Source organism: Nonomuraea sp. WAC 01424, assembly GCF_003947315.1.
GTDB classification, from domain to species: Bacteria; Actinomycetota; Actinomycetes; order Streptosporangiales; family Streptosporangiaceae; genus Nonomuraea; species Nonomuraea spiralis.
In genome coordinates this window covers 444,505-470,513 of sequence record NZ_QHHZ01000005.1, presented here as the reverse complement: position 1 = coordinate 470,513, position 26,009 = coordinate 444,505, and the positions used below count along the sequence as shown (strand labels likewise).

Annotated in this window: 21 protein-coding genes; 6 read left to right on the top strand and 15 right to left on the bottom strand. The window is 71.5% G+C overall.

From position 1 onward, the window contains the following. Positions 1-51 precede the first annotated feature (51 nt). From DMB42_RS17095 to pgsA, 7 genes are all read right to left on the bottom strand, one after another. A complete protein-coding gene (locus DMB42_RS17095) occupies positions 52-1,731 on the bottom strand; it encodes an alkaline phosphatase (protein WP_125635607.1) in 1,680 nt (559 codons plus the stop codon). 193 nt (positions 1,732-1,924) lie between these two features. Next, positions 1,925-2,830: a pyridoxal 5'-phosphate synthase lyase subunit PdxS gene (pdxS, locus tag DMB42_RS17090; protein WP_185844698.1), complete on the bottom strand. Its 906-nt coding sequence runs from the start codon at positions 2,828-2,830 to the stop codon at positions 1,925-1,927. Positions 2,831-2,953: 123 nt separating this feature from the next. After that, positions 2,954-3,958 (bottom strand): DUF3048 domain-containing protein, encoded by a 1,005-nt coding sequence (locus DMB42_RS17085; protein ID WP_125635603.1) that lies wholly within the window; start codon positions 3,956-3,958, stop codon positions 2,954-2,956. Positions 3,959-4,036: 78 nt separating this feature from the next. Beyond that, entirely contained in the window at positions 4,037-4,579 is a 543-nt protein-coding gene (locus DMB42_RS17080) for a hypothetical protein (RefSeq protein WP_125635601.1), read from the bottom strand. A gap of 32 nt (positions 4,580-4,611) precedes the next feature. Next, positions 4,612-5,742 carry a glycosyltransferase family 4 protein gene (locus tag DMB42_RS17075; RefSeq protein ID WP_125635599.1) on the bottom strand — a complete coding sequence of 377 codons (1,131 nt, stop codon included), beginning with the start codon at positions 5,740-5,742 and terminating at the stop codon, positions 4,612-4,614. Next, positions 5,739-6,647, bottom strand: a complete 909-nt coding sequence (locus DMB42_RS17070; RefSeq protein ID WP_125635597.1) for a phosphatidylinositol mannoside acyltransferase — start codon at positions 6,645-6,647, stop codon at positions 5,739-5,741. Before DMB42_RS17070 ends, DMB42_RS17075 begins: the two co-directional genes overlap by 4 nt. Continuing rightward, positions 6,644-7,267, bottom strand: a complete 624-nt coding sequence (gene pgsA, locus DMB42_RS17065; RefSeq protein WP_125635595.1) for a phosphatidylinositol phosphate synthase — start codon at positions 7,265-7,267, stop codon at positions 6,644-6,646. The genes DMB42_RS17070 and pgsA overlap by 4 nt, the downstream gene beginning before the upstream one ends. 171 nt (positions 7,268-7,438) lie before the next feature. Between pgsA and DMB42_RS17060 the strand changes: the two genes are divergently transcribed. Both DMB42_RS17060 and DMB42_RS17055 read left to right on the top strand, forming a co-directional pair. Further along, positions 7,439-9,562, top strand: a complete 2,124-nt coding sequence (locus DMB42_RS17060) for an elongation factor G-like protein EF-G2 (RefSeq protein WP_125635594.1) — start codon at positions 7,439-7,441, stop codon at positions 9,560-9,562. A gap of 199 nt (positions 9,563-9,761) precedes the next feature. Further along, positions 9,762-11,279: a glycoside hydrolase family 10 protein gene (locus tag DMB42_RS17055; protein WP_260477745.1), complete on the top strand. Its 1,518-nt coding sequence runs from the start codon at positions 9,762-9,764 to the stop codon at positions 11,277-11,279. Here DMB42_RS17055 and DMB42_RS17050 read toward each other — a convergent pair. After that, positions 11,266-12,627 carry a PLP-dependent aminotransferase family protein gene (locus DMB42_RS17050; protein ID WP_125635590.1) on the bottom strand — a complete coding sequence of 454 codons (1,362 nt, stop codon included), beginning with the start codon at positions 12,625-12,627 and terminating at the stop codon, positions 11,266-11,268. The two genes, DMB42_RS17055 and DMB42_RS17050, sit on opposite strands and share 14 nt — an antisense overlap. Positions 12,628-12,717: 90 nt before the next feature. Here DMB42_RS17050 and DMB42_RS17045 point away from each other — a divergent pair, with 90 nt between their 5' ends. Together DMB42_RS17045 and DMB42_RS17040 are read left to right on the top strand one after the other, a co-directional pair. Then, on the top strand, positions 12,718-13,617 hold the full coding sequence (locus tag DMB42_RS17045; RefSeq protein ID WP_125635588.1) for a branched-chain amino acid transaminase: 900 nt from the start codon (positions 12,718-12,720) through the stop codon (positions 13,615-13,617). Positions 13,618-13,725: 108 nt separating this feature from the next. Next, on the top strand, positions 13,726-15,801 hold the full coding sequence (locus tag DMB42_RS17040) for a hypothetical protein (RefSeq protein WP_185844696.1): 2,076 nt from the start codon (positions 13,726-13,728) through the stop codon (positions 15,799-15,801). A gap of 12 nt (positions 15,802-15,813) precedes the next feature. Here DMB42_RS17040 and DMB42_RS17035 read toward each other — a convergent pair whose 3' ends face one another. Both DMB42_RS17035 and DMB42_RS17030 read right to left on the bottom strand, forming a co-directional pair. After that, positions 15,814-17,004 (bottom strand): MFS transporter, encoded by a 1,191-nt coding sequence (locus DMB42_RS17035; protein ID WP_125635587.1) that lies wholly within the window; start codon positions 17,002-17,004, stop codon positions 15,814-15,816. Positions 17,005-17,159: 155 nt separating this feature from the next. After that, a complete protein-coding gene (locus DMB42_RS17030) occupies positions 17,160-17,693 on the bottom strand; it encodes an HIT domain-containing protein (protein ID WP_260477744.1) in 534 nt (177 codons plus the stop codon). 81 nt (positions 17,694-17,774) lie between these two features. Between DMB42_RS17030 and DMB42_RS17025 the strand changes: the two genes are divergently transcribed. Further along, positions 17,775-18,497, top strand: coding sequence for a PIG-L deacetylase family protein (locus DMB42_RS17025; RefSeq protein ID WP_221762189.1), 723 nt, complete (start codon positions 17,775-17,777; stop codon positions 18,495-18,497). A gap of 61 nt (positions 18,498-18,558) precedes the next feature. Here DMB42_RS17025 and thrS read toward each other — a convergent pair whose 3' ends face one another. The 3 genes from thrS to DMB42_RS17010 all read right to left on the bottom strand — a co-directional run bounded on the left by thrS (position 18,559) and on the right by DMB42_RS17010 (position 22,120). After that, entirely contained in the window at positions 18,559-20,520 is a 1,962-nt protein-coding gene (thrS, locus tag DMB42_RS17020) for a threonine--tRNA ligase (protein ID WP_125635583.1), read from the bottom strand. A gap of 64 nt (positions 20,521-20,584) precedes the next feature. Beyond that, on the bottom strand, positions 20,585-21,190 hold the full coding sequence (locus DMB42_RS17015) for a glycoside hydrolase family 25 protein (RefSeq protein ID WP_185844695.1): 606 nt from the start codon (positions 21,188-21,190) through the stop codon (positions 20,585-20,587). Between the two features lie 27 nt (positions 21,191-21,217). Then, positions 21,218-22,120, bottom strand: a complete 903-nt coding sequence (locus DMB42_RS17010) for a TIGR03564 family F420-dependent LLM class oxidoreductase (RefSeq protein ID WP_125635579.1) — start codon at positions 22,118-22,120, stop codon at positions 21,218-21,220. 99 nt (positions 22,121-22,219) lie between these two features. On the opposite strand from DMB42_RS17010, the gene pgm reads away from it, so the two are divergent. Beyond that, complete coding sequence (pgm, locus tag DMB42_RS17005) at positions 22,220-23,848, top strand: phosphoglucomutase (alpha-D-glucose-1,6-bisphosphate-dependent) (RefSeq protein ID WP_125635577.1); 1,629 nt, start codon at positions 22,220-22,222, stop codon at positions 23,846-23,848. 28 nt (positions 23,849-23,876) lie between these two features. Here the strand turns inward: pgm and DMB42_RS17000 are convergent, their stop codons facing one another. Further along, complete coding sequence (locus tag DMB42_RS17000) at positions 23,877-24,575, bottom strand: DUF2786 domain-containing protein (RefSeq protein ID WP_185844694.1); 699 nt, start codon at positions 24,573-24,575, stop codon at positions 23,877-23,879. An 11-nt stretch (positions 24,576-24,586) separates the two neighbouring features. After that, positions 24,587-25,822 (bottom strand): hypothetical protein, encoded by a 1,236-nt coding sequence (locus DMB42_RS16995; protein WP_125635573.1) that lies wholly within the window; start codon positions 25,820-25,822, stop codon positions 24,587-24,589. Positions 25,823-26,009: the final 187 nt, after the last annotated feature.

The following is a 26,009-nucleotide window of genomic DNA, read 5'->3' as shown; positions in this document are numbered from 1 at the left end:
TCCGGGCAAAAGGAAGGCGGCACCCCCGCCGGGGATGCCGCCCGCCGAGGATTACGGGCGCTCGGTCTCCAACCGGACGGTGTCCTCCACCGTCACCTGCTTCCTGGCCCCGATCGCCGGGTCCAACGGTCGCAAGTACGTCTGCCGCACCCCGGGCACCCGGTCCTCCACCACGAACGTGGCCCGCGTGTACGCCTCGGCCCCCGGTTCGTGCACCTGCGGCACGACCTTGAAGTCGGCCGTGAGCAGGTCTCGCTCGATCTTCGTCAGCACGTAACCGCGCTGGTTGTTGTAGAACTTCAGGTGCGGATTGATCGTCAGGTACGGATGCGTGGCCGGGTCGGAGTCGGCGCCGTCGCCACCGGTGGTGATCGAGGAGGCCACCAGCTCCGAGCCGACGGTCGGGCCGGTCGGGTCGTCGTAGTCCAGCTTGAGGTCGCCGGCCCAGTGGGCGTGCACGTCGCCGGTCAGCACGACGGGGTTGCGGACCTGCGCGTCCATCCAGCCCTGCGTGATGCGCCGCCGGGAGGCGACGTAGCCGTCCCAGGCGTCCATCGAGGTGATCCTGGCGGGGCCGGCGTTGTTGTCGCGCTGGGCGAAGAACACCTGCTGGCCCAGGATGTCCCACTGCGCGCGCGAGCGGTGGAAGCCGTCGATCAGCCACGCCTCCTGGGCCGCGCCCGTGATCGAACGGGCCGGGTCGAGGGCGGCCGGGCAGTCGCGGTAGCCGTCGCCGCAGCCCTGGTCGTCGCGGTACTGGCGGGTGTCCATCATGTGGAAGGTGGCCGTCCGGCCCCATCGGATGCGCCGGTAGAGCTGCATGTCGATGCCGCGCGGGATGGAGGTGCGGCGCAGCGGCATGTTCTCGTAGTAGGCGCGGAAGGCGGCGGCGCGGCGGGCCAGGAAGTCCGGCTGGGGCACCTCCGGCTTCTCGGGCACCTCGTCGGCCCAGTTGTTGTCCAGTTCGTGGTCGTCCCACACGACCAGCCAGGGCGCGGCGGCGTGCGCGGCCTTGAGGTCGGGGTCGGCCTTGTACTGGGCGTGGCGCTGGCGGTAGTTCGTCAGCGTCTCGGTCTCGGGGCCCTCGTGGTCGCGGACGTTGCCGCCGGGGATGGTGTAGGTGTCCTTGGTGTACTCGTACTGGTAGTCGCCCAGGTGCAGGATCAGGTCCGGGTGCTCCTCGGCCAGCCTGCGGTAGGAGGTGAACCAGCCGTGCTCGTACTGGGCGCAGGAGACGAAGGCCATCGTCAGCGCGCCGTGGGACAGCGGGTGCGGGGCGGTGCGCGCCCGTCCCATGGGCGAGACGTACGGGCCGACGCGGAAGCGGTACCAGTACTCGCGGTCCGAGCTCAGGCGGTCGACCTCGACATGGACGCTGTGCCCCCACTCGGGCGCGGCGACGCTCACTCCCGAACGGACGACGCGCCGCCCGCGCTCGTCGGCGTAGACCTGCCACTGCACGGTGAACGGACGCTGCGGCATGCCGCCGAAACCGTCCTCGGCCAGCGGGTTCTGGGCCAGCCTGGTCCACAACACGAACCCCTCGTGGTCGGGGTCGCCGCAGGCCACGCCGAGCGTGAACGGGTCGGTCGACAGGCCGCGCGAGGCCAGGGCCTGCGGGCTCGCGGCGGCCGGGTCGGGATCGGCGCTCGCGGCCGTGGCGGGGATCGCCGCGGCGGCGCCCGCCGCCAGCCCGGTGACCAGGAAATGCCTGCGGTTCAGCTGGGACACGGTGCGCTCCTCGGGACGATCAAGGGTGAGGGACGCCCGTAGCCTGACTGAGGTTCATGACCTGGCGGTGAACCCGGGACAACAGAAAAGAGGCGACATTCTTCGTGAATGCCGCCTCTTTCGAAGCTTTTCATCGGCACATGCCGATCATGAGCCTACGGCGGGCCGCCGGCCTGCGGCGACGCGCCGGAGTTCACCAGCCGCGCTCGGCCAGCCGGTGGGGCTGCGGGATCTCGTCGACGTTGATGCCGACCATGGCCTCGCCCAGACCGCGGGAGACCTTGGCGACGACGTCGGCGTCGTCGTAGAAGGTGGTGGCCTTGACGATGGCCGCGGCGCGCTTGGCCGGGTCGCCCGACTTGAAGATGCCCGAGCCGACGAACACGCCCTCGGCGCCGAGCTGCATCATCATGGCGGCGTCGGCCGGGGTGGCGATGCCGCCCGCGGTGAACAGCACGACCGGCAGCTTGCCGCTCCTCGCGACCTCGGCGACCAGCTCGTAGGGAGCCTGCAGCTCCTTGGCGGCCACGTAGAGCTCGTCCTCGGGCAGCGTGGTCAGGCGCTTGATCTCGGCGCGGATCGTCCGCATGTGGGTGACGGCGTTGGAGACGTCGCCGGTGCCGGCCTCGCCCTTGGAGCGGATCATGGCCGCGCCCTCGGTGATGCGGCGCAGGGCCTCACCGAGGTTGGTGGCGCCGCAGACGAAGGGCACCGTGAACTGCCACTTGTCGATGTGGTTGGCGTAGTCGGCCGGGGTGAGCACCTCGGACTCGTCGACGTAGTCGACACCCAGCGACTGCAGCACCTTGGCCTCGACGAAGTGACCGATGCGGGCCTTGGCCATGACGGGGATCGACACGGCGGCGATGATGCCGTCGATCATGTCGGGGTCGCTCATCCTGGACACGCCGCCCTGGGCGCGGATGTCGGCGGGCACGCGCTCAAGGGCCATGACGGCGACGGCGCCGGCGTCCTCGGCGATCTTGGCCTGGTCGGGGGTGACGACGTCCATGATGACGCCACCCTTGAGCATCTCGGCCATGCCGCGCTTGACGCGGGCCGTTCCGGTGACGGGGGTGCTTTCAGGCGTGCTGGACACGGTCTTCCTCACGGGCTCTCAGGGCGGACGGTAAGTTATCAAACCCATCGTAGGTCCTTAGGGACCCCTCCCCCGACATGCCACGATGTCAGGATTTGTCGCCCAAGTTGTACAGATAGGTCATCAAGGGGTGACGGGTTTGCGGCTGGCGAGGGCGATCCAGACCTGGCCGGGGGCGAAGTTCATCGGCTCGCCGCTCTCAGTGGTGAACGTCGTGCCGGTCTCCTCCGATTCCCGTTCCCAGTTGGCCGTGAAAGCTTTGCCGTCGCGCAGCACGACCGCCTTGCCCTTGCCGGTGGTGTGCACGAGCGGCGTGTAGCTCTGGTGGAAGTCGTGGAACTCCGAGCGCTCGGTCTTGGTGTACTGCACCACGATCGTGGGCGCGCCGAGCTGGCCGCCCTCGGCGGCCATGTCCTTCTTGCCGTCCTGCCAGATCAGCCACTGCTTCTTGGCCTCCGACCAGGCGAAGGTGAAGCGCGCCGCGGGCCACCGGACCGTGTACGACTTCTTGTCCACGCCGCCCTCGGCCGGAGCGTCGCCGAAGGTGAAGCCGACGTCCTTGGCCTTGGTGGCCTTGGGGGCGCCCGACAACAGCTTCTTGGTGTTGGCGAACAGGTTGTAGGGGGCGTAGCGGCCCGGCTGGCGGAAGTAGGCGCCCGGGTTGCGGGTGTCGCCGACGTCGTACAGCGGCGCCTTGGCGATGTACGGCAACATCTTGGTCTGCGCCCCGGAGTAGGCGAAGGCGGGCTTGCCGTACTGCGGGATGAGGTGCAGGTCGGAGATGCGGGCGCTGCGCACCGGGCCGACCTTGGCCGGGATCTTCGAGGAGAAGATCGCCATGAGCCGGGTCAGACCGGCCTCGACCTGCTCGACGTACACGATGTCCGCGCTCTTCAGCCCGAGCTGCGGCTTGCCCGCCGAGGTGTTCTCGATCTTCACCGCGAGCACCGGCTTGAGCTCCTCGTACGGCTGGCCGGTGAAGGGATGCCCCTCAGCAGCCGTCTCGGTCGGCTCCTCGGACGGGCTGACGGTGGCCGCCTGCGGCGCCTTGCCGGAGGCCGGCTCGTCGGACGAGCAGCCCGCGACGGGCACCAGCACGGCCGCCCCTGCCAGAGTCACCGAGATCATCCGGGATAGCCGCACCTGTAACAACTCCTCGCCTTTGCCCAGAAATCGGGAGCAGCTTACCGGCCTCCTCACATTTGGTCATTCAGGTGACATAGATGACGGCGGATTGTCGTCGATCTCGAAGAAGCTCGGGAACTCGGTGTGCCCGGCCAGCCGCAGCGTCCTGGCCAGCCAGCGGCGCTGCGCCGTACGGGTGACGCCGACCGCGTTGTTGTAGAAACGGCGGGAGTAGACGACCTTGGCCACCGCCCCGTCGAGCTCCTCCAGCAGGTCGCCGCCGCCGGGCGACTCGGTCAGCTTCTCCCTGAACCGTTCCTGGTCGGCCGCGGCCCGCAGCGCCCGCGACAGGTCGCTCTCGGCGTGCTCGCGCTCCTCGGGCCCGGCGATCCTGGCCTCGTGGGCGGCGGCGGCCAGCACCAGCGAGGTGGCGGGGTCGAGCAGCCGCGAGCCGGCCAGTTCGAGCACCACGGCCCGGCGGCGCATCAGCGCGGCCTCCAGCGACTCGCTGGCCAGTTCGAGCCTGATGTGCAGGCGGTCGAGCCGGCCGGCCCGCCAGGAGATGTAGACGGCCGTGAGCACCACGACGATGCCCACGATCAGCACGATCATGGTGGATGTCACAGTAAGTCCCTAGAAATGCTCTCGCGGGGCCGTCACAGATCTTCCTCCACACGGCCCGCGCCGCTGGTGGTCACCGTCTCGTAGACGCGCACCACGTCGCGGGCGACCGTGGACCAGTCGTACTTCCTGACCGCGACCAGCGCCTCGGCGGCCAGCTTGGCACGCCGCTCGGGGGCGTCGAGCAGGGCGGCGGCCTCGCGGGCCAGCGAGGAGGCGTCGCCGTTGGCGAACAGCGCGCCGGCCTGCCCCTCGCCCAGCACCTTGCGGAAGGCCGGGATGTCGCTGGCCAGCACCGTGGCGCCGGAGGCCATGGCCTCGGCCAGCACGATGCCGAAGCTCTCGCCCCGGGTGTTGGGCGCGCAGAACACGTCGACCGAGTGGTAGGCGCGGATCTTGTCGGCCTCGCTCACCATGCCGAGCACGGTCACCCGTTCGTGGAAGGGCTTGCGTACCTTGTCGTAGACGTCCTTGGCGTCGCCGGGCCCGGCGATGAGCAGCTTCAGGTCGGCCCGGTCGGCGGCGAGGGAGTTGAAGGCGTCGAGCAGGATCGGCAGGCCCTTGCGCTCTTCGTCCATGCGGCCGAGGAAGCCGATCGTGGCGCCGTCGGGCCCCCAGCCGGGCAGCGGCTCGGCCTCGGTGTAGCGGGCCACGGTCACCCCGTTGGGGATCAGCACGGTGTCGCCGCCGAACTGCTCGACCAGGCTCTTGCGGGCCGCGTCGGAGACCGCGATGCGGCCGCTCAGCTTCTCCAGCGCGCTGCGCAGCAGCGGCTCGGCCACCGCGATGGCCCGCGAACGGCTGAAGGAGGCGTGGAAGGTGGCCACGATCGGCCCCTTGGCCGCCCAGCAGGCCAGTACGCCCAGGCTGGGGATCAGCGGCTCGTGGATGTGCAGCACGTCGAACTCGCCCGTACGCACCCAGCGCCGCACCCGCGCGGCCGACAGGAACCCGAACGACATCCGCGCCACCGACCCGTTGTAGGGCACCGGCACCGCCCGGCCGGCCCCGGTCACGTACGGGGGCAGCTCGTCGTCGTCGGCCGCGGGCGCGATCACCGACACCTCGTGCCCCTGCGCCATGAGCGCCTGGGCCAGGTCGTCGATGTGCTGCTTGACCCCGCCGGGCATGTCCCAGGAATAGGGGCAGACGATGCCGACCTTCATCTCGGCAGGTCTTCCAGCCAGAGCCGCTGCAGCATGTGCCAGTCCTCCGGGTGCTCGGCGATGCCCTTCTCGAAGACGTCCGTCATGGCCTGGGCGACGGCCGCCACCTTCTCCTGCCGGGTGCCCTCGGCGGGCACCGGGACCTCCTCGTGGATGTGGATGCCCCAGTCGTCGCCCACGAAGTAGACGGTCGCCGGGAGCAGCGCCGCGCCGGTCTGCACGGCCAGCAGCGGCGGCCCGGCGGGCACCTTGGTCGTGGCGCCGAAGAAGCGCACCTCGATGCCGCTCTTGGTCAGGTCGCGCTCGGCGGGCAGGCAGACCACGCCGCCCTTGCGCACCCGGCCGGCGAGGGTGCCGAAGTTGTGGCCGTCGCCGCCGGTGAGCGGCAGCACCTCCATGCCGAGGCCCTCGCGGAAGGCGACGTAGCGGCGGAACAGCGACTCGGGCCGCAGCCGCTCGGCGACCGTGGTGAACGGGTGGCCGACGCCGACCAGCCAGGCGCCCGCCGCGTCCCAGTTGCCCATGTGGGGCAGGGCCAGCACCACGCCCCGGCCCGCGGCGACGGTGTCGTGGATGTGCTCGGCCCCGACGACGTGGGTACGGCGGACGACCTCCGGGCGGGGGATCGAGGGCAGGCGGAAGACCTCGTGGAAGTAGCGGAAGTAGGAGCGCATGCCGGCCCTGCTCAGCTCGCGCAGCTCCGCGCTGTCGACGTCGATGCCGGTGACCCTGGCCAGGTTGGACTCCAGGCGGCGTACGGACTTGCCGCGCCTGCGCCACACCCGGTCGGCCAGGAGGCGGAAGACCGCGGCCGTGGGGCGCTGGGGCAGCAGCGGGACCAGCTTCCAGCCCGCCGCGAAGCCCGCCGCCACGACGCGGTCGCCGATGGACACCTGCTCGCTCATGCTTCCCTCGTCTGCCGGTAGACGTGCACCACCCGCTGCACCACGGTGATCGTGCTGGCCGCCGCGAGCAACCACATCCCGAGCGGCAGCACGTACGGCACCCCGACCCCCGAGAAGAAGGTCGCGACCAGGGCCACGACCAGCCGCTCCGGGCGCTCGGCCAGCCCCACGTCCGCCGTGAGGCCGAGGCCCTCGGCCCTGGCCTTGGCGTAGGAGACGAGGGAGCCGGCGACCAGGCAGGCCAGCGTCACACCGGCCATCAGAGTGTCGCCCCGGGCGACGAAATACAGGATCAGGCCGGCGAAGATCGCCGCGTCGGCCACCCGGTCGAGCGTGGAGTCGAGGAAGGCGCCCCAGGTGGTGCCCCCCTTGCCGCCGAGCCGGGCCACCACGCCGTCGAGCAGGTCGAACAGCACGAAGACGGTGATGAGCAGCGCCCCCCAGGCCAGATGGCCCAGCGGGAACAGGAGCAGGGCGGAGATCACCGTGCCGAGGGTGCCGATCGCCGTTACGGCGTTCGGGCCGATCCCGCGGCCGACGAGAGCCCTGCCCAGCGGGGTGAGTATCCGGGTCATGGCCGGGCGCAGGAGTTTGAGCATCGCGGTCCGATCGTAGGCCATCGCGTGAGCGGCCACTTTCTTTGCCCCGCACCCCTTGTGATATTCGCCACAGGGGTATTTGGTGAACACACCGCGTCCATGCGGTTTCTGTCACCCTCCGCGCGGGCGCGGCGTTGGACTCATACCGACGACGCGGGAGGCGAAGTGGCGGAAAGGAACTCTGGCGGGGCCATGGGAGCCGCGGGCAGGGCACCCACGGCCGACAGGGCGGATGCGATACGCAATGTCGTGCTGGTCGGCCACTCAGGAGCGGGCAAGACCACCCTGGTCGAGCAACTGCTGGCCGCGACGGGCACCATCCAGCGGGCGGGCCGGGTCGAGGACGGCAACACCGCCAGCGACTTCGACGAGGTCGAGGTCCGGCAGCAGCGCTCGGTCAACCTGGCGCTGACGCCGCTCGTGCACAACGGCATCAAGATCAACCTGCTCGACACCCCGGGATACGCCGACTTCGTGGGCGACCTGCGCGCCGGTCTGCGCGCGGCCGATGCCGCCCTGTTCGTCGTGTCGGCCTCCGAGGGCATCGACGGCCTCACGCAGATGCTCTGGGAGGAGTGCTCCCGCGTCGGCATGCCCAGGGCGGTCGTGATCACCAAGATCGACCACCAGCGCGCCGACTTCGACGACGTGCTGACCACCTGCCAGGACGTCTTCGGCGACGGCGTCGCCCCGCTCTACCTGCCGGTGATCACCAACGGGCACGTCAACGGCCTGATCGGGCTGCTGTCGCAGAAGTTCTACAACTACGCGACCGGCACCCGCACCGAGAAGGAGCCCGGCGCCGAGTACGAGGCCCAGATCGAGGAGCGGCGCGGCGAGCTGATCGAGGGGGTCATCCAGGAGAGCGAGGACGAGTCGCTCATGGAGCGCTACCTGGAGGGCGACCCCATCGACACCAAGGTCCTGGTGGACGACCTGGAGAAGGCGGTCGCGCGCGGCAGCTTCTACCCGGTGCTGTGCAGCGGGCTCGGCGACGGCCACGCCGTGGGCATGACGGAGCTGCTGGAGCTGGTGACCCAGGGCTTCCCCTCGCCACTCGAACACCCGATGCCCGAGATCACCGACCTGTCCGGCAAACCGGTCGACGGCATCGCGTGCGACCCCGACGGCCCGCTCGTGGCCGAGGTCGTCAAGACCACCAGCGACCCGTACGTGGGCCGCATCAGCCTCGTACGCGTCTTCTCCGGCACGCTGCGTCCCGACATGACCGTGCACGTCTCCGGCCACGGCCTGGCCGACCGCGGGCACGAGGACCACGACGTGGACGAGCGCATCGGCACGCTGACCAGCCCGCTCGGCAAGACCCAGCGCCCGGCGGCCAAGGGCTCGGCCGGCGACATCGTGGCGGTGGCCAAGCTGTCGCGCGCCGAGACCGGCGACACCCTGTCGGAGGTGGACCGGCCGCTGCTGATGACCTCCTGGCAGATGCCCGACCCGCTGCTGCCGGTCGCGATCAGGGCCAGGTCGAAGGCCGACGAGGACAAACTGGCCCAGGCGCTCGGCAGGCTCGTGGCCGAGGACCCGACGCTGCGGCTGGAGAACAACGCCGAGACCCGGCAGCTCGTGTTGTGGTGCATGGGCGAGGCGCACACCGACGTGCTGCTCGACCGCCTGGCCAACCGCCACGGCGTCGAGGTCGAGCGGATCGAGCTGCGGGTGCCGCTGCGCGAGACGTTCGGCGGCAGGTGCCAGGCGATGGGCCGCAACGTCAAGCAGACCGGCGGCCACGGCCAGTACGCGATCTGCCACCTGGAGGTCGAGCCCCTGCCCTCGGGCGGCGGGTTCGAGTTCGTGGACAAGATCGTCGGCGGGGTGGTGCCCCGGCAGTTCATCCCGTCGGTGGAGAAGGGCGTGCGGGCCCAGATGGAACGCGGAGTGGTGGCCGGCTACCCCATGGTGGACGTACGCGTCACGCTCTACGACGGCAAGGCCCACTCGGTCGACTCCTCCGACATGGCCTTCCAGATCGCCGGTCAGCTCGCGCTGAAGGAGGCGGCGGCGAAGGTGCCGACACTGCTGCTGGAGCCGGTGGACGAGCTGTCGGTGCTGGTGGCCGACGACCATGTGGGCTCGGTGATGTCCGACCTGTCCTCGCGGCGCGGGCGCGTGCTCGGCACCGAGCCGGTGGGCACCGGGCGCACGCTGGTCAAGGCCGAGGTGCCCGAACTGGAGATCACCCGGTACGCGATCGACCTGCGTTCGATGTCGCACGGCACCGGCTCGTTCACGCGTACGTTCCTGCGTTACGAGCCGCTGCCGCCGAACCTGGCGAGCAAGGTCGCGGCCACGGAGTGACACTGGATGCGGTTTGGAGCGCCGGGAGGGGAACGTGTCCCTCCCGGCCCGCCCGTTTCATCACCTGCCTGCCGTTTCGTAACAGAAGCATCACGACTTCATTTCTTTTTTCAGGTCCGATCACGTAGGAGCAGATGTCAAACTGGGTTGCACTATGCGAACTGGACGCCCACTCCTAGCCGCTGCAGCCCTCGCGGTCGTGACCACCAGCGCCGCCTACGTGTTCGGCCCCGGCGCGACCGAGAGCCCCGCAGCGACCAAGAAGACGACGACCACCGCCACCGACGCCGCCGAGGCGGCGGCCTGCAAGGCCGATCCCCGCTACCCCAAGCGCCAGTTGCGCGGGGTGTGGATCGCGACGGTCAAGAACATCGACTGGCCCTCCCGCGCCGGCCTCGGCCAGGCCCGCCAGAAGGCCGAGTACGTCAAGATCCTCGACAGCGCCGTCAAGCGCAATCTCAACGCCGTCTTCGTCCAGGTGCGACCCGCGTCCGACGCGCTCTACCGGTCCTCGCTGGAGCCCTGGTCCCAGTACCTGACGGGCACCCCGGGCAAGGACCCGGGCTGGGACCCGCTGCCGTTCCTCATCGAGGAGGCACACAAGCGCAACCTGGAGTTCCACGCCTGGTTCAACCCCTACCGCGCCGCCGAGAGCGCCGACGTGTCCAAGCTCCCGGCCGACCACCCGGCCCGCAAGCACCGCGACTGGACGGTCAAGTACGGCGGCGGCCTCTACTACAACCCCGGCCTGCCGCAGGTGCGCGAGCACGTCACGAAGGTCATCACCGACGTGGTCAGCCGCTACGACGTCGACGGCGTGCACTTCGACGACTACTTCTACCCCTACCCGGGCGGCGGCGGCACCTTCGACGACAAGGCGGCCTTCGCCAAGTACGGCAAGGACCAGAAGCTGGCCGACTGGCGGCGGGGCAACGTCAACAAGCTCGTGGCCCAGGTCGACCAGGCCGTCCACGACACGAAGAACCACGTGAAGTTCGGCATCAGCCCGTTCGGGATCTGGCGCAACAAGTCCAACGACCCCGACGGGTCCGCCACGGCCGGCATGTCCGCCTACGACTCGATCTACGCCGACGCGCGGGCCTGGATCAAGGCCGGCACCGTCGACTACGTGGCCCCGCAGCTCTACTGGCCGCGCGGCTTCAAGGCGGCCGACTACAAGGCGCTGACGTCCTGGTGGGCCGGCGCGGTCGAGGACACCGACGTCCAGCTCTACATCGGCCAGGCGCTCTACCAGGTCGGCACCAAGACCAACCCGGCCTGGGCCAGACCGGGCGAGCTGTCGGCGCACCTGACGATCAACCAGCGCTACAAGCAGGTCGACGGCGACATCTACTTCAGCGCCAAGCAGCTCCTGACCAACCCGCTCGGGGCGATCGACCTCGTGGCCAAGGAGCACTACAGCCGCCCGGCGCTGATCCCGCTCATGGACGACCGCGGCGGCGAGGCCCCGGCCACGCCGGCCGACGCCAAGGCGGCCGGCTCCACCGTCTCGTGGAAGCCGTCCGACGGGGCGCGGGCCTACGCGGTCTACCGGGTGCCGAAGTCGGGCAAGACATGCCACACCACCGACGCCCGCAACCTGGTGGCCGTGGTGACGGACGCCTCGTACACGGCCAAGGAGCCGGGGACGTACCTGATCACCTCGCTCGACCGGACGCACCACGAGAGCAAGGCGGTCAAGGTCAAGACGGGCTGAGGCCGTCACGGTCCGGCCGGTGAGGGGGGCCGGTCTCCGTCCAGGTACGGGCGAGGGCCGCGACCGCCTGGTCCAGGAGGGCCGGCGGCAGGGCGAAGCTGAGGCGCAGGCGGTCGCGGTGGCGGCCGTCCGGGGAGAACAGGGAGCCGGGGGCCACCGCCACGCCGTGCTCGCGGGCGGCCACGGCGAACCTGTCGGTGTCGGCGCCGGGCAGCCGGGCCCACACCGACAGCCCGCCCTGCGGACGTGACCAGGTCCACTCCGGCAGACGCGCGGACAGGGCGGCGGTGAAGTGGTCGCGGCGGCGGGTCAGCTCGGCCAGCCAGGGCGTCACGGGGTCGCCGTCGAGGAGGTCGACGGCCAGCCGCTGGGAGACGGCGCTGGTCGCCAGGTCGGCGTCGAGCTTGGCCTCCAGCAGGCGGGCCAGCAGCGGTTCCGGGGCCGTCAGCCAGCCCACCCGCAGGCCGCCCCAGAGCACCTTCGACAACGAGCCCACCGTCACCGTGCCGTACGGGTGGGCCAGGGCCAGCGGCTCCGGCGACGGCCCGCCGTCGTGCACGAGGGAGGCCAGCGTACGGTCCTCGACCAGCGGGACGTCCGCGGCGGCGGCCAGCTCGGCCACGTGCCGCAGGTCGGACACGCGGCCGGTGGGGTTGTCCACGGGGAGCGTGAACACGGCGGCCGGGCGGTGGCGGGCGAGCGCGTCCTCCACCGCGGCGGGGACGGCGAGGTCCACGGGCACGGCGTGGGCCCCCGCCCGCCGGAACACGCTGAGCGCTCCCCCATACGCCGGGTCGCCGACCAGCACGCGGTCGCCGGGCCGCAACAACACCCGGGCCGCCAGGTCGATGCCCTGCTGGGCGCCGGAGGTCACCAGGATCTCCCGGTGCGGCCCGCGTTCCGCCGCGGCCAGTACGGCGCGCAGGCGGGAGTCGCCCATGGCGTCGTAGCCGTGGCCGCTCGGCGCGCGCATCAGGTCGCCGGCCAGCAGCGCGGGCACCGCCAGGTGCGAGGGGTCGGGGACGACCGAGGTGGACAGGTCGGCCAGCACCGCGCCGCCCTGGAGCAGGCCGCCGAACGTCGGGACGCCCAGCACGTACGTGCCGCTGCCCTGGCGGCGTTCGCACAGGCCCTCCTCGCACAGGGCGTTGAAGGCGGCCGCCACCGTACCGCGGCTGAGCCCGACCGCCTGGGCCAGGTCGCGTTCGGACGGCAGCCGGGTGCCCGGGGTGATGGCGCCGGTCTGGGCCAGGTCGGTCAGCGCGCCCGCGAGCCGGCGGCCGGCCGGGCCCTGGTGCAGCCGGAGCCGGTCGCGGAGCAGGGTGACAAGGTTCTCTTCTCTTCCCACGCCACTATTATCCCGATATTGTGCCACTTATCAATGAATTGGCCTACTTGTTGTGCTTGTTGGTGGCCATTTACGGGGAGGAGCGGCACGATGCGGGAAGCCGAGCACATCTGGATGGACGGAGAGCTGGTCCCCTGGGCCGAGGCCCGTGTGCACGTCCTGACGCACGCCCTGCACTACGGCACCGCCGTACTGGAGGGCACCAGGGCCTTCGACACGCCCTCGGGCCCGGCAGTCTTCCGGCTCGACGAGCACCTGCGACGGCTGGAGCGCAGCGCGCGGATCATCGGGATGCCGCTGCCGTACACGCTGGACGAGTTGCGCGCGGCCACGCTCGCCACGGTCGCCGCCAACGGCCAGTCCTCCTGCTACATCCGCCACCTGGCGCACCGCGGCTACGGCGAGATGGGCGTGGCGGCGCGCGCCTGCCCGACGGTGGTGTCGATCGCGTCCTGGGAGTGGGGGGCGCTTCTCGACTCGGGCGTGCGGCTCATGACCAGCTCGTGGCAGCGTAACGACCACCGGGTGGTGCCGACCGCGGCCAAGGCCACCGGCCCCTACCTGAACTCGGTGATGGCCAAGGCCGAGGCCCTCCAGGCGGGCTACGACGAGGCGGTGCTGCTGAACGCGGCCGGCAACGTCAGCGAGTGCACCGGCGCCAACGTGTTCGTCGTGCGCGACGGCGTCCTCGCCACGCCCCCGCCGCACGCGGGCGCGCTGGAGGGCATCACGCAGGACACCGTCGGACGGCTGGCGGCCGACCTCGGGCTGACCGTGTCCAGGCAGGACCTGCTGCGCACCGACCTCTACACCGCCGACGAGGTCTTCGTCTGCGGCACCGCGGCCGGGATCGTGCACGTCAGCGCGGTCGACCACTGCGAGCTGGGCGGCCCCGGCCCGGTCACGGGCAAGCTGATCGACGCCTACGAGGCCGCCGTGCACGGCCGCGACGACCGCTACCGCCACTGGCTCACCCCCGTAGGCGGCTGAAGCGCCCCGCGCGCCTCCCGGCCCGTGAGAAGGTAGGGGAACCGGTGGCGCCGGATCATGATGTGCTCTGGCGTGCCACGGACATCATCGATCGCTGGAGGTCCTCGGGTGAGGCGCGCGCTCGTCGTGCTGGCCGTTCTGGCCGGTTCCGTACTGCTCGGCCTTCAGGGCCCGGCCACCGCCGACGGCGTGGCGCGCGACACCGGCAGGGTGGCGCTCATCGGCGTCCCCGGCCTCGCCTGGGACGACGTCACCCAGGCCGACGCCCCCAACCTGTGGGAGCTGACACGCGGCAGCGCGATCGGCTCGCTGTCGGTCCGTACGGTCAGCAACATCACCTGCCCGTACGACGGCTGGCTCACCGTGTCGGCGGGCACCAGATCGGCCGCCGGATACGCCTGCGGCGCGCCACCCGCCCCCGAGACGCGGGGCGCCGGGGCGGTCATCCCCGACTACCGCTACCTCATCGACGTGGCCGGGCAGCGCAACGCCGGCATTCTGGGCGAGACGCTGAAGGCGGCCGGCCGCTGCTCGATCGCGATCGGCCCCGGCGCGGCGCTCGCGCTGGCCGACCGGCAGGGCGCGGTGCCGCGCTACCACGCCTCCCCGCTCCAGGTCAGGACGGCCGATCTGGAGCAGTGCCCGATGATCGCCATGGACGTCGACGACCTCGTCCACCCCTACCTGACCAGCGGCAAGCTGCCCAAGGTGCCCGAGCAGCTCGGCCCGCGGGAGCGCCGCGACGCGCTGCGGCTGGCCGACGCCAAGGCGGGCGCGCTGCTGTCGGTCCTGCCGGCCGGCACCACCGTGCTGCTGGCGGGCCTGTCCGACCACGGTTCGGTGCCCCACCTGCGGGTGGCCGCGCTGCTGGAGGCCGGGGCGCAGGGGCGGCTGCTCGGCGCGGCCTCGACCCGCCGGGCCGACATCTCGATCCTGCCCGACCTGACCGCGACCGTGCTGGCCAAGCTCGGCGTACCGGCGCCGGCCACGGTCATCGGCGTGCCGCTGCAGGTGGGCGAGCCGGGCGCGACGATCGACCGGCTGCGGCGGGGCGACGACACCGCCCAGGCCATCCGCTCGGTCAAGGGCATCTACTTCACCGTCGTCGCGGTGTTGCAGGTGCTGTTCTACGTGATCGCGTTCCTGCTGCTGCGCCGGCGCAAGGGCCTGTCGCCGGTGCGCCTCGCGGCGGTCGCGCTGGCCGCCCTGCCCGTCTCCAGCTACCTGGTCAACCTGCTGCCCTGGTCGAGCCTGCCCCAGCTGATCGCCGGGGTGCTCGGCTGGGTCGTCGCCGTCACCGCGCTGGCCTTCGGCGGCCCCTGGCGGCGCCGTCCGCTCGGCCCGCTCGCCGTGGTGGCCGGGGTCACCGCCGTCACGCTCGCCGGTGACCTGCTCACCGGTACGACGTTGCAGCTCAACAGCGTGATGGGCTACAGCGCCGAGGTCGGGGCCCGCTACTACGGCCTGGGCAACATCCCGTTCGCGCTGCTGGCCACCGGCACGCTGCTGGCCACCACGGTGATCGCCCACCGGTGGCCGGGGCGGCTCGGCGTGGCCGCGATCGTGGTGCTCGGGGCGTTCGCGATGGTGCTGGGCGGCTCGGGCATGGGCAGCGACTTCGGCGGCGTGATCGCGTTCGTGCCGGGCATCGCGGTGACCGCGCTGCTGGTGGCGGGCAAGCGGGTGTCGATCGTGAAGCTGGGGGCGTTCTGTGTGGCGGGGGCGGTGATCGTGATGACGTTCGCCGTGCTCAACTACCTGCGTCCGCCCGACGAGCAGACCCACCTGGGCAGGTTCGTCGGCCAGGTGCTCAGCGGCGAGGCGTTCGAGGTGATCTTCCGCAAGCTGCAGGCCATGCTGGCCACGCTGCTCAGCCCCAACCTCATGCCCATCGTGATCGCGGCCGTGGCCTTCCTCGTCTACGCGATCCTGCGGCCCGATCAGGCCAGCGCGGGCGTGGTGCCGGCGGCGTTCCGGCACTCCCCCGCGCTGCGCGCCGGGCTGATCGGCACCCTCGTCAGCGGGGTGATCGGGATGCTGGTCAACGACTCGGGGGCCGCGGTGTTGTCGATGGCGCTGGCGCTGGCCGTGCCCGTGCTGCTCGCGGCGGGCATCGGCGCGCTCGGGCGCGAGCAGCCGGCGGAGGCTCCCGCCGCCGCCCATCTGGCCCGTACGGCCGACTAGGGCGGCGCCGGGTCAGCGTCCGGCCTGCGGATGACGCCGCAGCACCATGAGGACGACCAGCGCCGCGGGGACGGCCAGTACGAAGCCGGTGACCATGCCGACGCCGAGCCCGGCGGCCTGCTGGAGCCAGCCCAGAGCCGCGTAGAGCGCTCCCGCCACCGCGGCGGACACCCCGAGCACCATCCCCGCCGCGCTCGCCGGCTCACCGGGCGCCAGGTCCTGCGCGATGACGACGGTGATCGGGCTGCCGACGTACAGAAGGGCGCCGGCCAGCGCGGCGGCCAGGAAGTACGGGACGCCGCCCGGTTCGAGCGTCACGATCGCGATCAGCGGCACCGGCGCGGCGGCGAGCGAGCCGATCAGCACGGGCCGGCGGCCGACACGCGGCGCGAGCACGCCTCCGAGCAGCGCGCCGAGCCCGGCGGCCAGCGAGAACACGGCGAGCGTCCAGCCGAGCAGCCCGGCGGCGGCGGCCACGCCGTGCTCGCGGACCAACCAGAGGGGCATCGAGCTGGTGAAGGTCATGAAGGCCAGGCTCGCCAGGCTCGTGGCCAGGGTGAGCCCGCCGATGGGACCGCGCAGCAGCCGGAACCGGAAGAGCGTACGCAGCGGACGGCGACCGTGCGGCTCCCAGTCGGGCAGCAGCAGGAAGACCAGTACGGCGAACAGCACGCCGGGCACCATCAGCCACGGCGTGACCTCGACCCCGAACGCCGAGACCACGGAGAGAATCAGCACCGGCCCGAGGGCGAACCCGGCCATCCCACCGGCGGTGAACAGTCCCACGCCCAGCGTTCGATTCGGCACGCTGGGGCCGCCCGCCACCGCCGTGCCCACGGGATGCAGCGCCGCCGCCCCCACGACGCCGACGATCAGCAGGGCGAAGACCGCCGCCGGCGCGGGCGCGACGCCGATCAGGCTGAGGAACAGCGAGGCCATGAGCACCCCCGCCGCCCCGACCACGCGCAGGCTGCGGTCCTCGGCCATCGCGCCGAAGAACGGCTGGGTGACCGACGACGAGATCGAGTAGACGGCGACGAGCACGGCCAGCAGGGCCGGACCGAGCCCGAACCGCACCTGCAACGTCGGCAGCAGGGCCCCGAGCATCGCGGTGATGGCGTCGTTGACGAAGTGCACGCCGGCGAGGAAGACGGCGAGCGAGGTCCCGCCGAGGACGCCGGGCTTACGGATCACGTGTGGCATGACGGACTCCTTCGGTCACGCCTTAATACCACCGGGGGGTATGGCGTTATTCCGCGAGCTCCAGACACGTTCGAAACCGGGCACGTTCGAAACCGGACGCGCTCAGGGCCTGTCGAGGTCAGAGCCCGTCCGGGGGCGGTGTGGGGTGGTCGCGGCTAGTCTGCCCAGGCGTCGGCCAGGAGTTGCCGGGTGTCGCGCAGGAGTTGGGGCAACACCTTCGTCTGGGCCACGACCGGCATGAAGTTCGTGTCGCCGCCCCACCTCGGCACCACGTGCTGGTGCAGGTGGGCGGCGATGCCGGCGCCAGCGACGTGGCCCAGGTTCATGCCCACGTTGAAGCCCTGCGCGCCACTGGCCTTGCGCAGCGCCCGCAGCGACCGCTGGGTGAACTCGCCGAGCTCCGCCACCTCGGCCGGGGTCAGCTCGTCGTAGTCGGACACGTGCCGGAAGGGCACGACCATCAGGTGGCCCGAGTTGTACGGGTAGAGGTTGAGCACCGCGTAGACGACCTCGCCCCTGGCCACGATCAGGCCGTCCTCGTCGTCCATCGCGGGGATCGCGTCGAACGGGCACCCGTCGCCGGGACCGGTGCCCGTCGGCTTGTTCTCGCCCTTGATGTAGGCCATCCGATGCGGGGTCCACAGCCGCTGGAAGTTGTCGGGGGCCCCGGCCCCTGCCTGATCGTGCATACCAAGCAGCATAGGACCCCGGGTGAAGGGCCGCCCTCCCGGCCGTGAGCCGGTCCGGACGAGCCCCCCTAGGGTGGGGGCATGGCAGATCGATTCGAACCCATGCCCGAGGACTGGCAGCGTGCCCTGGCCGTCGTGGCGCACCCCGACGACCTCGAGTACGGCTGCGCCGCCGCCGTCGCCACCTGGACCGACGCCGGGCGCGAGGTCTCCTACCTGATCGCCACCCGGGGTGAGGCGGGCATCGACACGATCGCCCCCGCCGAGTGCGGCCCGGTGCGCGAGCGCGAGGAACGGGCCAGCGCGGCCGTGGTCGGGGTGGACGTCGTGGAGTTCCTCGACCAGGCCGACGGGGTGATCGAGTACGGCCCGGCGCTCAGGCGGGACATCGCCGCCGCGATCCGCCGGCACCGTCCGGAACTGGTGATCACCCTGAACCCCGACGACACGTGGGGTGGCACGTACTGGAACACGCCCGATCACCGGGCGGTCGGCCGGGCCGTGCTGGACGCCGCCGGAGACGCCGGAAATCGCTGGATATTTCCTGACACCGAGGCCCCGCCGTGGAACGGCGTGCGCTGGGTCGCCGTCGCCGGTTCCAACTCCCCCACCCACGCCGTCGACGTCACCGGCGGCCTGGAGCGGGGTGTGCGGTCACTGGTCGAGCACCGCGCCTACATCGAGGCCCTGACCGACCAGGACCCGGAGGCCTACGCCCGCGAGCTGATCGAGGGCTCCGCGCGGGAGGCGGCCGCACGCTTCGGCGGCCACCCGGCGATCCCGTTCCGCCTGTTCCGCTACTAGCGGGCCGATCGCCGACGGGCCTGAGCCGCCCGGAGAACGGCTCAGGCCAGGCGGACGCGCGTCACACCTGGACGCGGCGCTCCACGGCGTTGACGATCTCGGCGATGGCCTCCTCGACGGGCACGCCGTTCTTCTGCTCGCCGTTGCGGTAACGGAAGGACACCGCGCCACCCGCGATGTCGTCGTCACCGGCCAGCAACATGAACGGCACCTTGGCCTTCTGCGCGTTGCGGATCTTCTTCTGCATGCGGTCGTCGGCCGCGTCGACCTCGACCCTGATGCCCCGCTCGCGCAGCCGCTTGGCGACGTCCTGGAGGTAGGGCACGTGGGCGTCGGCGATCGGGATGCCGATCACCTGCACCGGCGCCAGCCACGCGGGGAACGCCCCGGCGTAGTGCTCGACCAGGATGCCGAAGAAACGCTCGACCGAGCCGAACAGCGCCCGGTGGATCATGACCGGCTGCTGCCGGGAGCCGTCGGCCGCCTGGTACTGCAGGTCGAACAGCTCGGGCAGGTTGAAGTCGAGCTGGATCGTGGACATCTGCCAGGTGCGGCCGATGGCGTCACGCACCTGGACGGAGATCTTCGGCCCGTAGAAGGCCGCGCCGCCCGGGTCCATCACCAGGTGGAGGTTCTCGGCCTCGGCCACCTCGCGCAGCGTCGCGGTGGCCTCCTCCCACACCTCGTCGGAGCCGACGAACTTCTCCGGGTCCTTGGTGGACAGCTCCAGGTAGAAGTCCTCAAGACCGTAGTCGCGCAGCAGCTCCAGCACGAAGCGCAGCAGCGAGGTCAGCTCGTCGCGCATCTGCTCGCGGCTGCAGTAGATGTGCGCGTCGTCCTGGGTCAGGCCGCGCACCCGGGTCAGGCCGTGGACCACGCCCGACTTCTCGTAGCGGTAGACCGTGCCGAACTCGAACAGCCGCAGCGGCAGCTCGCGGTAGGACCGCCCGCGCGCCCTGAAGATCAGGTTGTGCATCGGGCAGTTCATCGGCTTGAGGTAGTAGCGGGCGCCCTCCAGCTCCATGGGCGGGAACATCCCGTCCTTGTACCAGTCGAGGTGGCCCGAGACCTGGTAGAGGTTCTCCTTGGTGATGTGCGGGGTGTTGACGAACTCGTAGCCGGACTCCTCGTGCCTGCGCCGCGAGTAGTCCTCCATCACCTTGCGGATCACGCCGCCCTTGGGGTGGAAGACAGCGAGGCCCGAGCCCAGCTCGTCGGGGAAGGAGAACAGGTCGAGCTCGGCGCCCAGCCTGCGGTGGTCGCGCCGCTCGGCCTCCTCCAGCAGCTTGAGGTATTCGTCCTGCTTGTCGCGGGACTCCCAGGCGGTGCCGTAGATGCGCTGGAGCTGCGGGTTCTTCTCGCTGCCGCGCCAGTAGGCGCCGCCGGTGCGCATGAGCTTGAACGCCGGGATCGACCGGGTGGAGGGCACGTGCGGCCCCCGGCACAGGTCCTTCCAGCACAGCTCGCCGCTCTTGGCGTCGAGGTTGTCGTAGATCGTGAGCTGCCCGGCCCCGACCTCGACGCTCTCCTCCTCGGCCGCGCCGCCCTTGAGCCCGATCAGCTCCAGTTTGTACGGCTCGCCCGCCAGCTCCTCGCGCGCCTGCTCGTCGCTGACGGCCCGGCGGGAGAACAGCTGCCCCTGCTTGACGATCTCCCGCATGCGCTTCTCGATGCGCTTGAGGTCGTCGGGGTTGAACGCCTGGGCGACGTCGAAGTCGTAGTAGAACCCGTTCTCCACGGGCGGGCCGATGCCCAGCTTGGCCTCGGGGAACAGCTCCTGGACGGCCTGGGCCATGACGTGCGCGGTGGAGTGGCGGACGATGGCCCTGCCGTCCTCGCTCGCGACCTCGATCGGCTCGACCACGTCGTCCTGGGCCAGCGGGTGGGCCAGGTCGCGCGGCTCGCCGTTGACCCGGGCCGCGACGACCGTGCGGCCGTCGGCCTCCAGCGCCTCGCCGGCCGTCGTGCCGGCCGCGACCACACGCTCGGCTCCGGCGAGGGTGATGCGTAGCTCGGCTGACACGATGTCTCCCTTGGGTCGCGCTCGATGCCCGGCACCGAGGCTGGTTCGATGGTGAACACCGATGCTATCGCGGGTGAAACCCCAGCCTTGTCAGGTCCTGCCGGGTCCCGTGGAAGAGGTTCCGGTCGAGCGGGCTGTTGGCATATTGGTGAATCGTCCAGTCACGCCATGGCGAGGGCACGATGGGCTCGCCGCGCGCCTTCTCCGGGCAGGCGATCCACAGCGGGTACTCGGCCAGGCCCGCGCAGTTCCCCGCGCGGGCGAACCAGGGGAAGGTGTAGACGAAGGGCCGCAGGCCGGCGTGCCGCTCGATGTGGTGGCACCAGCGGCGGGCGTACCTGGCGACCTGCTCGGGCCGCTGCCCGTCGCCGGACTCCAGGTCGAGCGCCACCAGGTCGCCCCTGCGCAGGCCGCCCGCCGACCTGAGCACCGCCAGGAAGTGCCGGGCGTGCTCGATCGGGTCGCCCTTGGGCCTGGCGAAGTGGTACGCGCCGCAGACCATCCAGCTCTCGCGCATGCCGTTCCAGTTGCGGGCGAACCACCTGTCGGTGTAGTCACCGCCCTCGGTGGCCTTGGCGAAGGCGAAGGAGACCCCTGCGTCGGCGTGATCGGCCCAGTCGACGGAGCCCTGCCAGTTGGAGACGTCTATGCCATGCAGCAAACGCTTCACCTTGCCGGAGTTTATTGAGATGTCCCCCTATGAACCCTTCGACGCGCCGATGAGCAGCTCACGGGTGCGTTCCCGGTTGGCGAAGGTGGCGCCGACGAAGTCGGTCACCCCGGCCTGCCTCAGCCGTTCGAGCTGGGCGAGCACGGACTCCTCGTCGCCGACGACCGCCACGTTCCCCGGCCCGGCCGCGCCCTCGCGGTCGAGCATGGCGCGGTAGGAGGGTAGCGAGCCGTAGACGGCGAAGATCTCGTTGGCGCGCTCTACCGCGCCCGCGGCGTCGTCGGTGACGCAGACGGGCAGCGCGCAGACGACGCGCGGCGCCTCGCGCCCGGCCTCGGCCGCGGCGGCGGTGATGGTCGGGGTGACGTGCTCGGCCACCGTCTTCGGGCCGGTCATCCACAACACCGTGCCGTCGGCCACCGTGCCGGCGAGCTTCAGCATGCGCGGGCCGAGCGCGGCGATGAGCACCGGGAAGCCCGCGCCCGGCGTGGTGAGCCGTACGTCGGCCTTGATCGTCTCGCCCGCGGCCTTGACCTGCTCGCCCCGGGAGGCCGGGAGCAGCACGTCGAGGTACTCCTTCATGTGCCGGTAGGGCCGCTCGAAGCTGAGGCCGAACATGTGCTCGATGACGACCTGGTGGGACAGGCCGATGCCGACCACCAGCCGGCCGCCGAGCGCGGCGTTGGCGGTCATCGCCTGCTGGGCCAGGGCCGCCGGGTGACGCGGGTAGGTGGGCACGACGGAGGTGCCGAGCTCGATGCCGGGCACCTGGCTGCCGGCCACGGCCAGCGCGGTGAGGGCGTCGAGGCCGAAGATGTGCGACAACCAGGCCGAGGTGAAGCCGTCGTCGGCCGCCTGGGCGATCTCGTCGCGGAGCGCGCCGAGCGGATCGGGCCCTTGCCGTTCATTCAGGAAATATCCGAAACGCATGGAAACAGAACTCCATTCTGGAGGCGGACGCGCCTGTATCTTCCCACGCCGCCGGGCGCGCTCACCCGTCCGAAGGGGGCGGATTTGTAAAGTGGCCTCATGACGCACGATCGCGCAGGACAGCCCGCCCAGCCCGCCGACCTGGTCGACGTCGCCCGGCTGGTGACCTCCTACTACGCCCTGCATCCCGACCCCGCCGAGGTGGCGCAGCGGGTGGCGTTCGGCACGTCGGGCCACCGCGGTTCCTCCCTGCGGACGGCCTTCAACGAGGACCACATCCTGGCCACCAGCCAGGCCATCTGCGAATACCGCGCGGCACAGGGCACCGACGGGCCGCTGTTCCTCGGCATCGACACGCACGCGCTGTCCGAGCCCGCCCGCGTCTCGGCGCTGGAGGTGTTCGCGGCCAACGGCGTCGAGGTGCTGATCGACTCGCGTGACGGCTACACGCCGACGCCCGCCGTCTCGCACAGCGTCCTGCGCCACAACCGGGGCCGCGCGTCCGGGCTCGCCGACGGCGTCGTGGTGACGCCGTCGCACAACCCGCCCTCCGACGGCGGCTTCAAGTACAACCCGCCGCACGGCGGGCCCGCCGACACCGACGCCACCTCCTGGATCCAGGACCGCGCCAACCAGTTGCTCGCCGACGGCATGAAGGGCGTCTCGCGCGTCTCCTACGCCAAGGCCCTCGCCGCGGCCGGCCGTTACGACTTCCTCGGCACGTACGTCGACGACCTGCCCTCGGTGGTCGACCTCGACGCGATCAGGTCGGCCGGGGTACGCATCGGGGCCGACCCGCTGGGCGGGGCGAGCGTGGCGTACTGGGGCGAGATCGCCGAACGGCACCGCCTCGACCTGACCGTGGTAAACCCGCTGGTCGACCCCACGTGGCGGTTCATGACGCTCGACTGGGACGGCAAGATCCGCATGGACTGCTCCTCGCCGTACGCGATGGCGTCCCTGATCGCGCAGCGGCAGTCGTACGACATCGCCACCGGCAACGACGCCGACGCCGACCGCCACGGCGTCGTGACGCCCGACGGCCTGATGAACCCCAACCACTACCTGGCCGTCGCCATCTCCTACCTGTACGCCCACCGCGACGGCTGGCCCGCCGACGCCGGGGTCGGCAAGACGATGGTGAGCAGCGGCGTGATCGACCGGGTCGCCGCCTCGCTGGGCCGGCGCCTGTACGAGGTGCCGGTCGGTTTCAAGTGGTTCGTCCCCGGGCTGCTCGACGGCTCGCTCGGCTTCGGCGGCGAGGAGAGCGCGGGAGCCTCCTTCCTGCGGCGCGACGGCTCGCCCTGGTCCACCGACAAGGACGGCCTGATCCTCGCCCTGCTGGCCTCGGAGATCCTGGCGGTCACCGGCGAGTCGCCGAGCGCCCACTACCGCCGGCTCACCGAACGCTTCGGCGAGCCCGCCTACGCCCGGGTGGACGCGCCCGCCACCCGCGAGGAGAAGGCGGTGCTGGCCAAGCTGTCGGCCGACCAGGTGACGGCCTCGTCGCTGGCCGGCGAGCCGATCACGGCGGTGCAGACCTCGGCCCCCGGCAACGGCGCGGCGCTCGGCGGGGTGAAGGTCTCGACGGAGAACGCCTGGTTCGCGGCCCGCCCGTCCGGCACCGAGGACGTCTACAAGATCTACGCCGAGTCCTTCAAGGGACCCGACCACCTGGTCAAGGTGCAGGAGGAGGCCCGCTCGCTGGTCTCCGCCGCCCTGGGCTGAGCCGCCCCGGCCCGGCGCGGGCGACGGCTCAGCGGGGCAACTCTCGGGCGGTGGCGGCGGGCATGCCGGTACGTCCGAGATCGGCGTGGCGGCCCGCCAGCACGCCCGCGCGGTAGCCCGTGCCGCTGGTGGTCGGAACCGCCATGCGGATGCGCGGGTAGTGCGCGGCCACCGCCAGGTCGACCTCGGCCCGGCGGTCGGCCAGCACCAGCGCGGTGCCCGTCCCGGCGGCCGTCGCCTGGCTCTCGGCGCGCGACTCGGCCTCGCGCAGCAGCCGGTACACCTCGTCGGTGAACCCCAGCAACCACGAACGCCGGTAGGCCCGCGCGGCGGCGAGCTCGCCCGGCGGCCGCACGCGGGCCAGGCCGGAGGCCATCTGCAACAGCAGGGACGTGGCCAGCACGTCGGCGCGTTCGAGGTCGGCGGCGAAGCCGAACACGTGCACCCGCTGGCCGCCGTCGCCGCGCCCGATCAGCAGCGGGCGGCAGCGTACGGCCTGGGCGACCAGGCTGACCAGGCGGGCCTTCTCCCTGGCCCAGGGGGCGGGCAGGGTGACGACCCGGTCGCCGGGGGTCTGGCGGGTGCCGGGCGGCGGGAGCGTGTCGATGCCGTACTTGGCCATCAGGGCGGAGGCGGCGGCCAGGAACGTGGCCCGCTCGTGCTCGTTGTCCGTGCGTTCGGCCTTGGCCAGGAGTTTCCTGACGCGGTCGAGCGTGCGCTCCCGCAAGCGTGCTCCCCCTACTTGGCCAGCACCCGCCCGTCGTCGGCGATGGCCGGGAAGGCGCCGGTGTCGACGATGCCGTGCTGCTGGTACAGAGCCTCGATCAGGGCGTGTGCCTGCGGCTCCAGCTTCCACAGGGCACGATACTCGCGGGCCGTGGCCAGCGGGATGCCGATCTCCTGGGCGATGTCGACCGTACGCGGCACGATGCCCTTGGAGATCTGCCGGTCCCAGAGCTCGCGGGCGGCCCTGATCTGGGCGGCGCGCTGGGCGCGGCCGACGACCTGCGGGGTGGCGTCGAACACCTCGACGTCCTCGTCCTCGTCGTCGACGAGTTCGGCCAGCGCGGGCGGCAGCGCCGGGCGGGCGGGCACGGGACGGTGGTCGGCCTCGGGCTCCCACGGCACGCGCGGGTCGGCGTCGATGAGCGCGGTGGTGTTGTACAGGGCGGCGATCTGGGCCAGCAGCGCTTCCTGGCGCTGCTGGTCGACGGCCAGTCCGGTGTGCTCGACGGCCTGGTCCATGGCCTTGTCGAGTTTGGCCAGCGCGGCGCGCATCTTGCGTTCTGAGCCGCCTCCGTCGCGCAGGGCCTTGGCCCGCTTGGCGGCCAGGGCGACGCGGGTGAGCCTGCGGTGGGCGTCGACCTCCGAGGCCGTACGGTCGCTGACCTCGGCCAGGCCCATGCGGACGAGCAGGCGTTCGGGGGTCATGCGCCAGTTGATGCGGCCGGTGCCGCGGATGCGGTGGCGTTCGATGGCCATGCCGCGTTCCCAGAGCCAGGCGGCCACCAGCGGGGCGGCCAGGCGGAAGAGGGCCTCGGGGATGCTGCGGGCGTCCATGCTGGACAACACGGCGGTCAGGCAGGTCAGCGCCCAGACCGCGATGCCGTCGATGCCCGCGGAGAAGTTCTCGCGCATGTTGCGGCGGGCGCGGACGGCCGAGGTGATGATCGCGACCTCTATGAAGGCGAACAGCAGCAGCCGGAGCGGCCCGTCCAGGCCCAGTACGTCGCCCGAGAAGCGCCACATGCCCTGGGCGGACACGCCCGTGGCGATGGAGGCGGCGACGATGGTCAGCACGTCCTCGACGGGGCGGGCGGCGACGTAGCGGGCGAATAACCAGACAGCCGCCCTCCAGGCCATCCTGAGAACCAGGAACGCCAGCACGAGCCCGGCCAGGCCCAGCAGGGCGATGACGGCGGTGGCGAACGGCTTCTCGGCGACGAAGGCTGCTATTTCCTCAAATGTCGGCATCAGTCACTATCCGCGAGGCTCAACTCCAGCTTGTCTACCGACGAGATCATCGCAGACTGTCGACCCCTTGTACGCCAAACGCCACCGATTTCCCCTGTCTCCCACCGGTTCCTGTGACACACGCCGTACCGGAAGGGGGTTGTGGCTAGCCGGTGGCCTGCGACGCGGCGCACAATGAGGCGAAAGG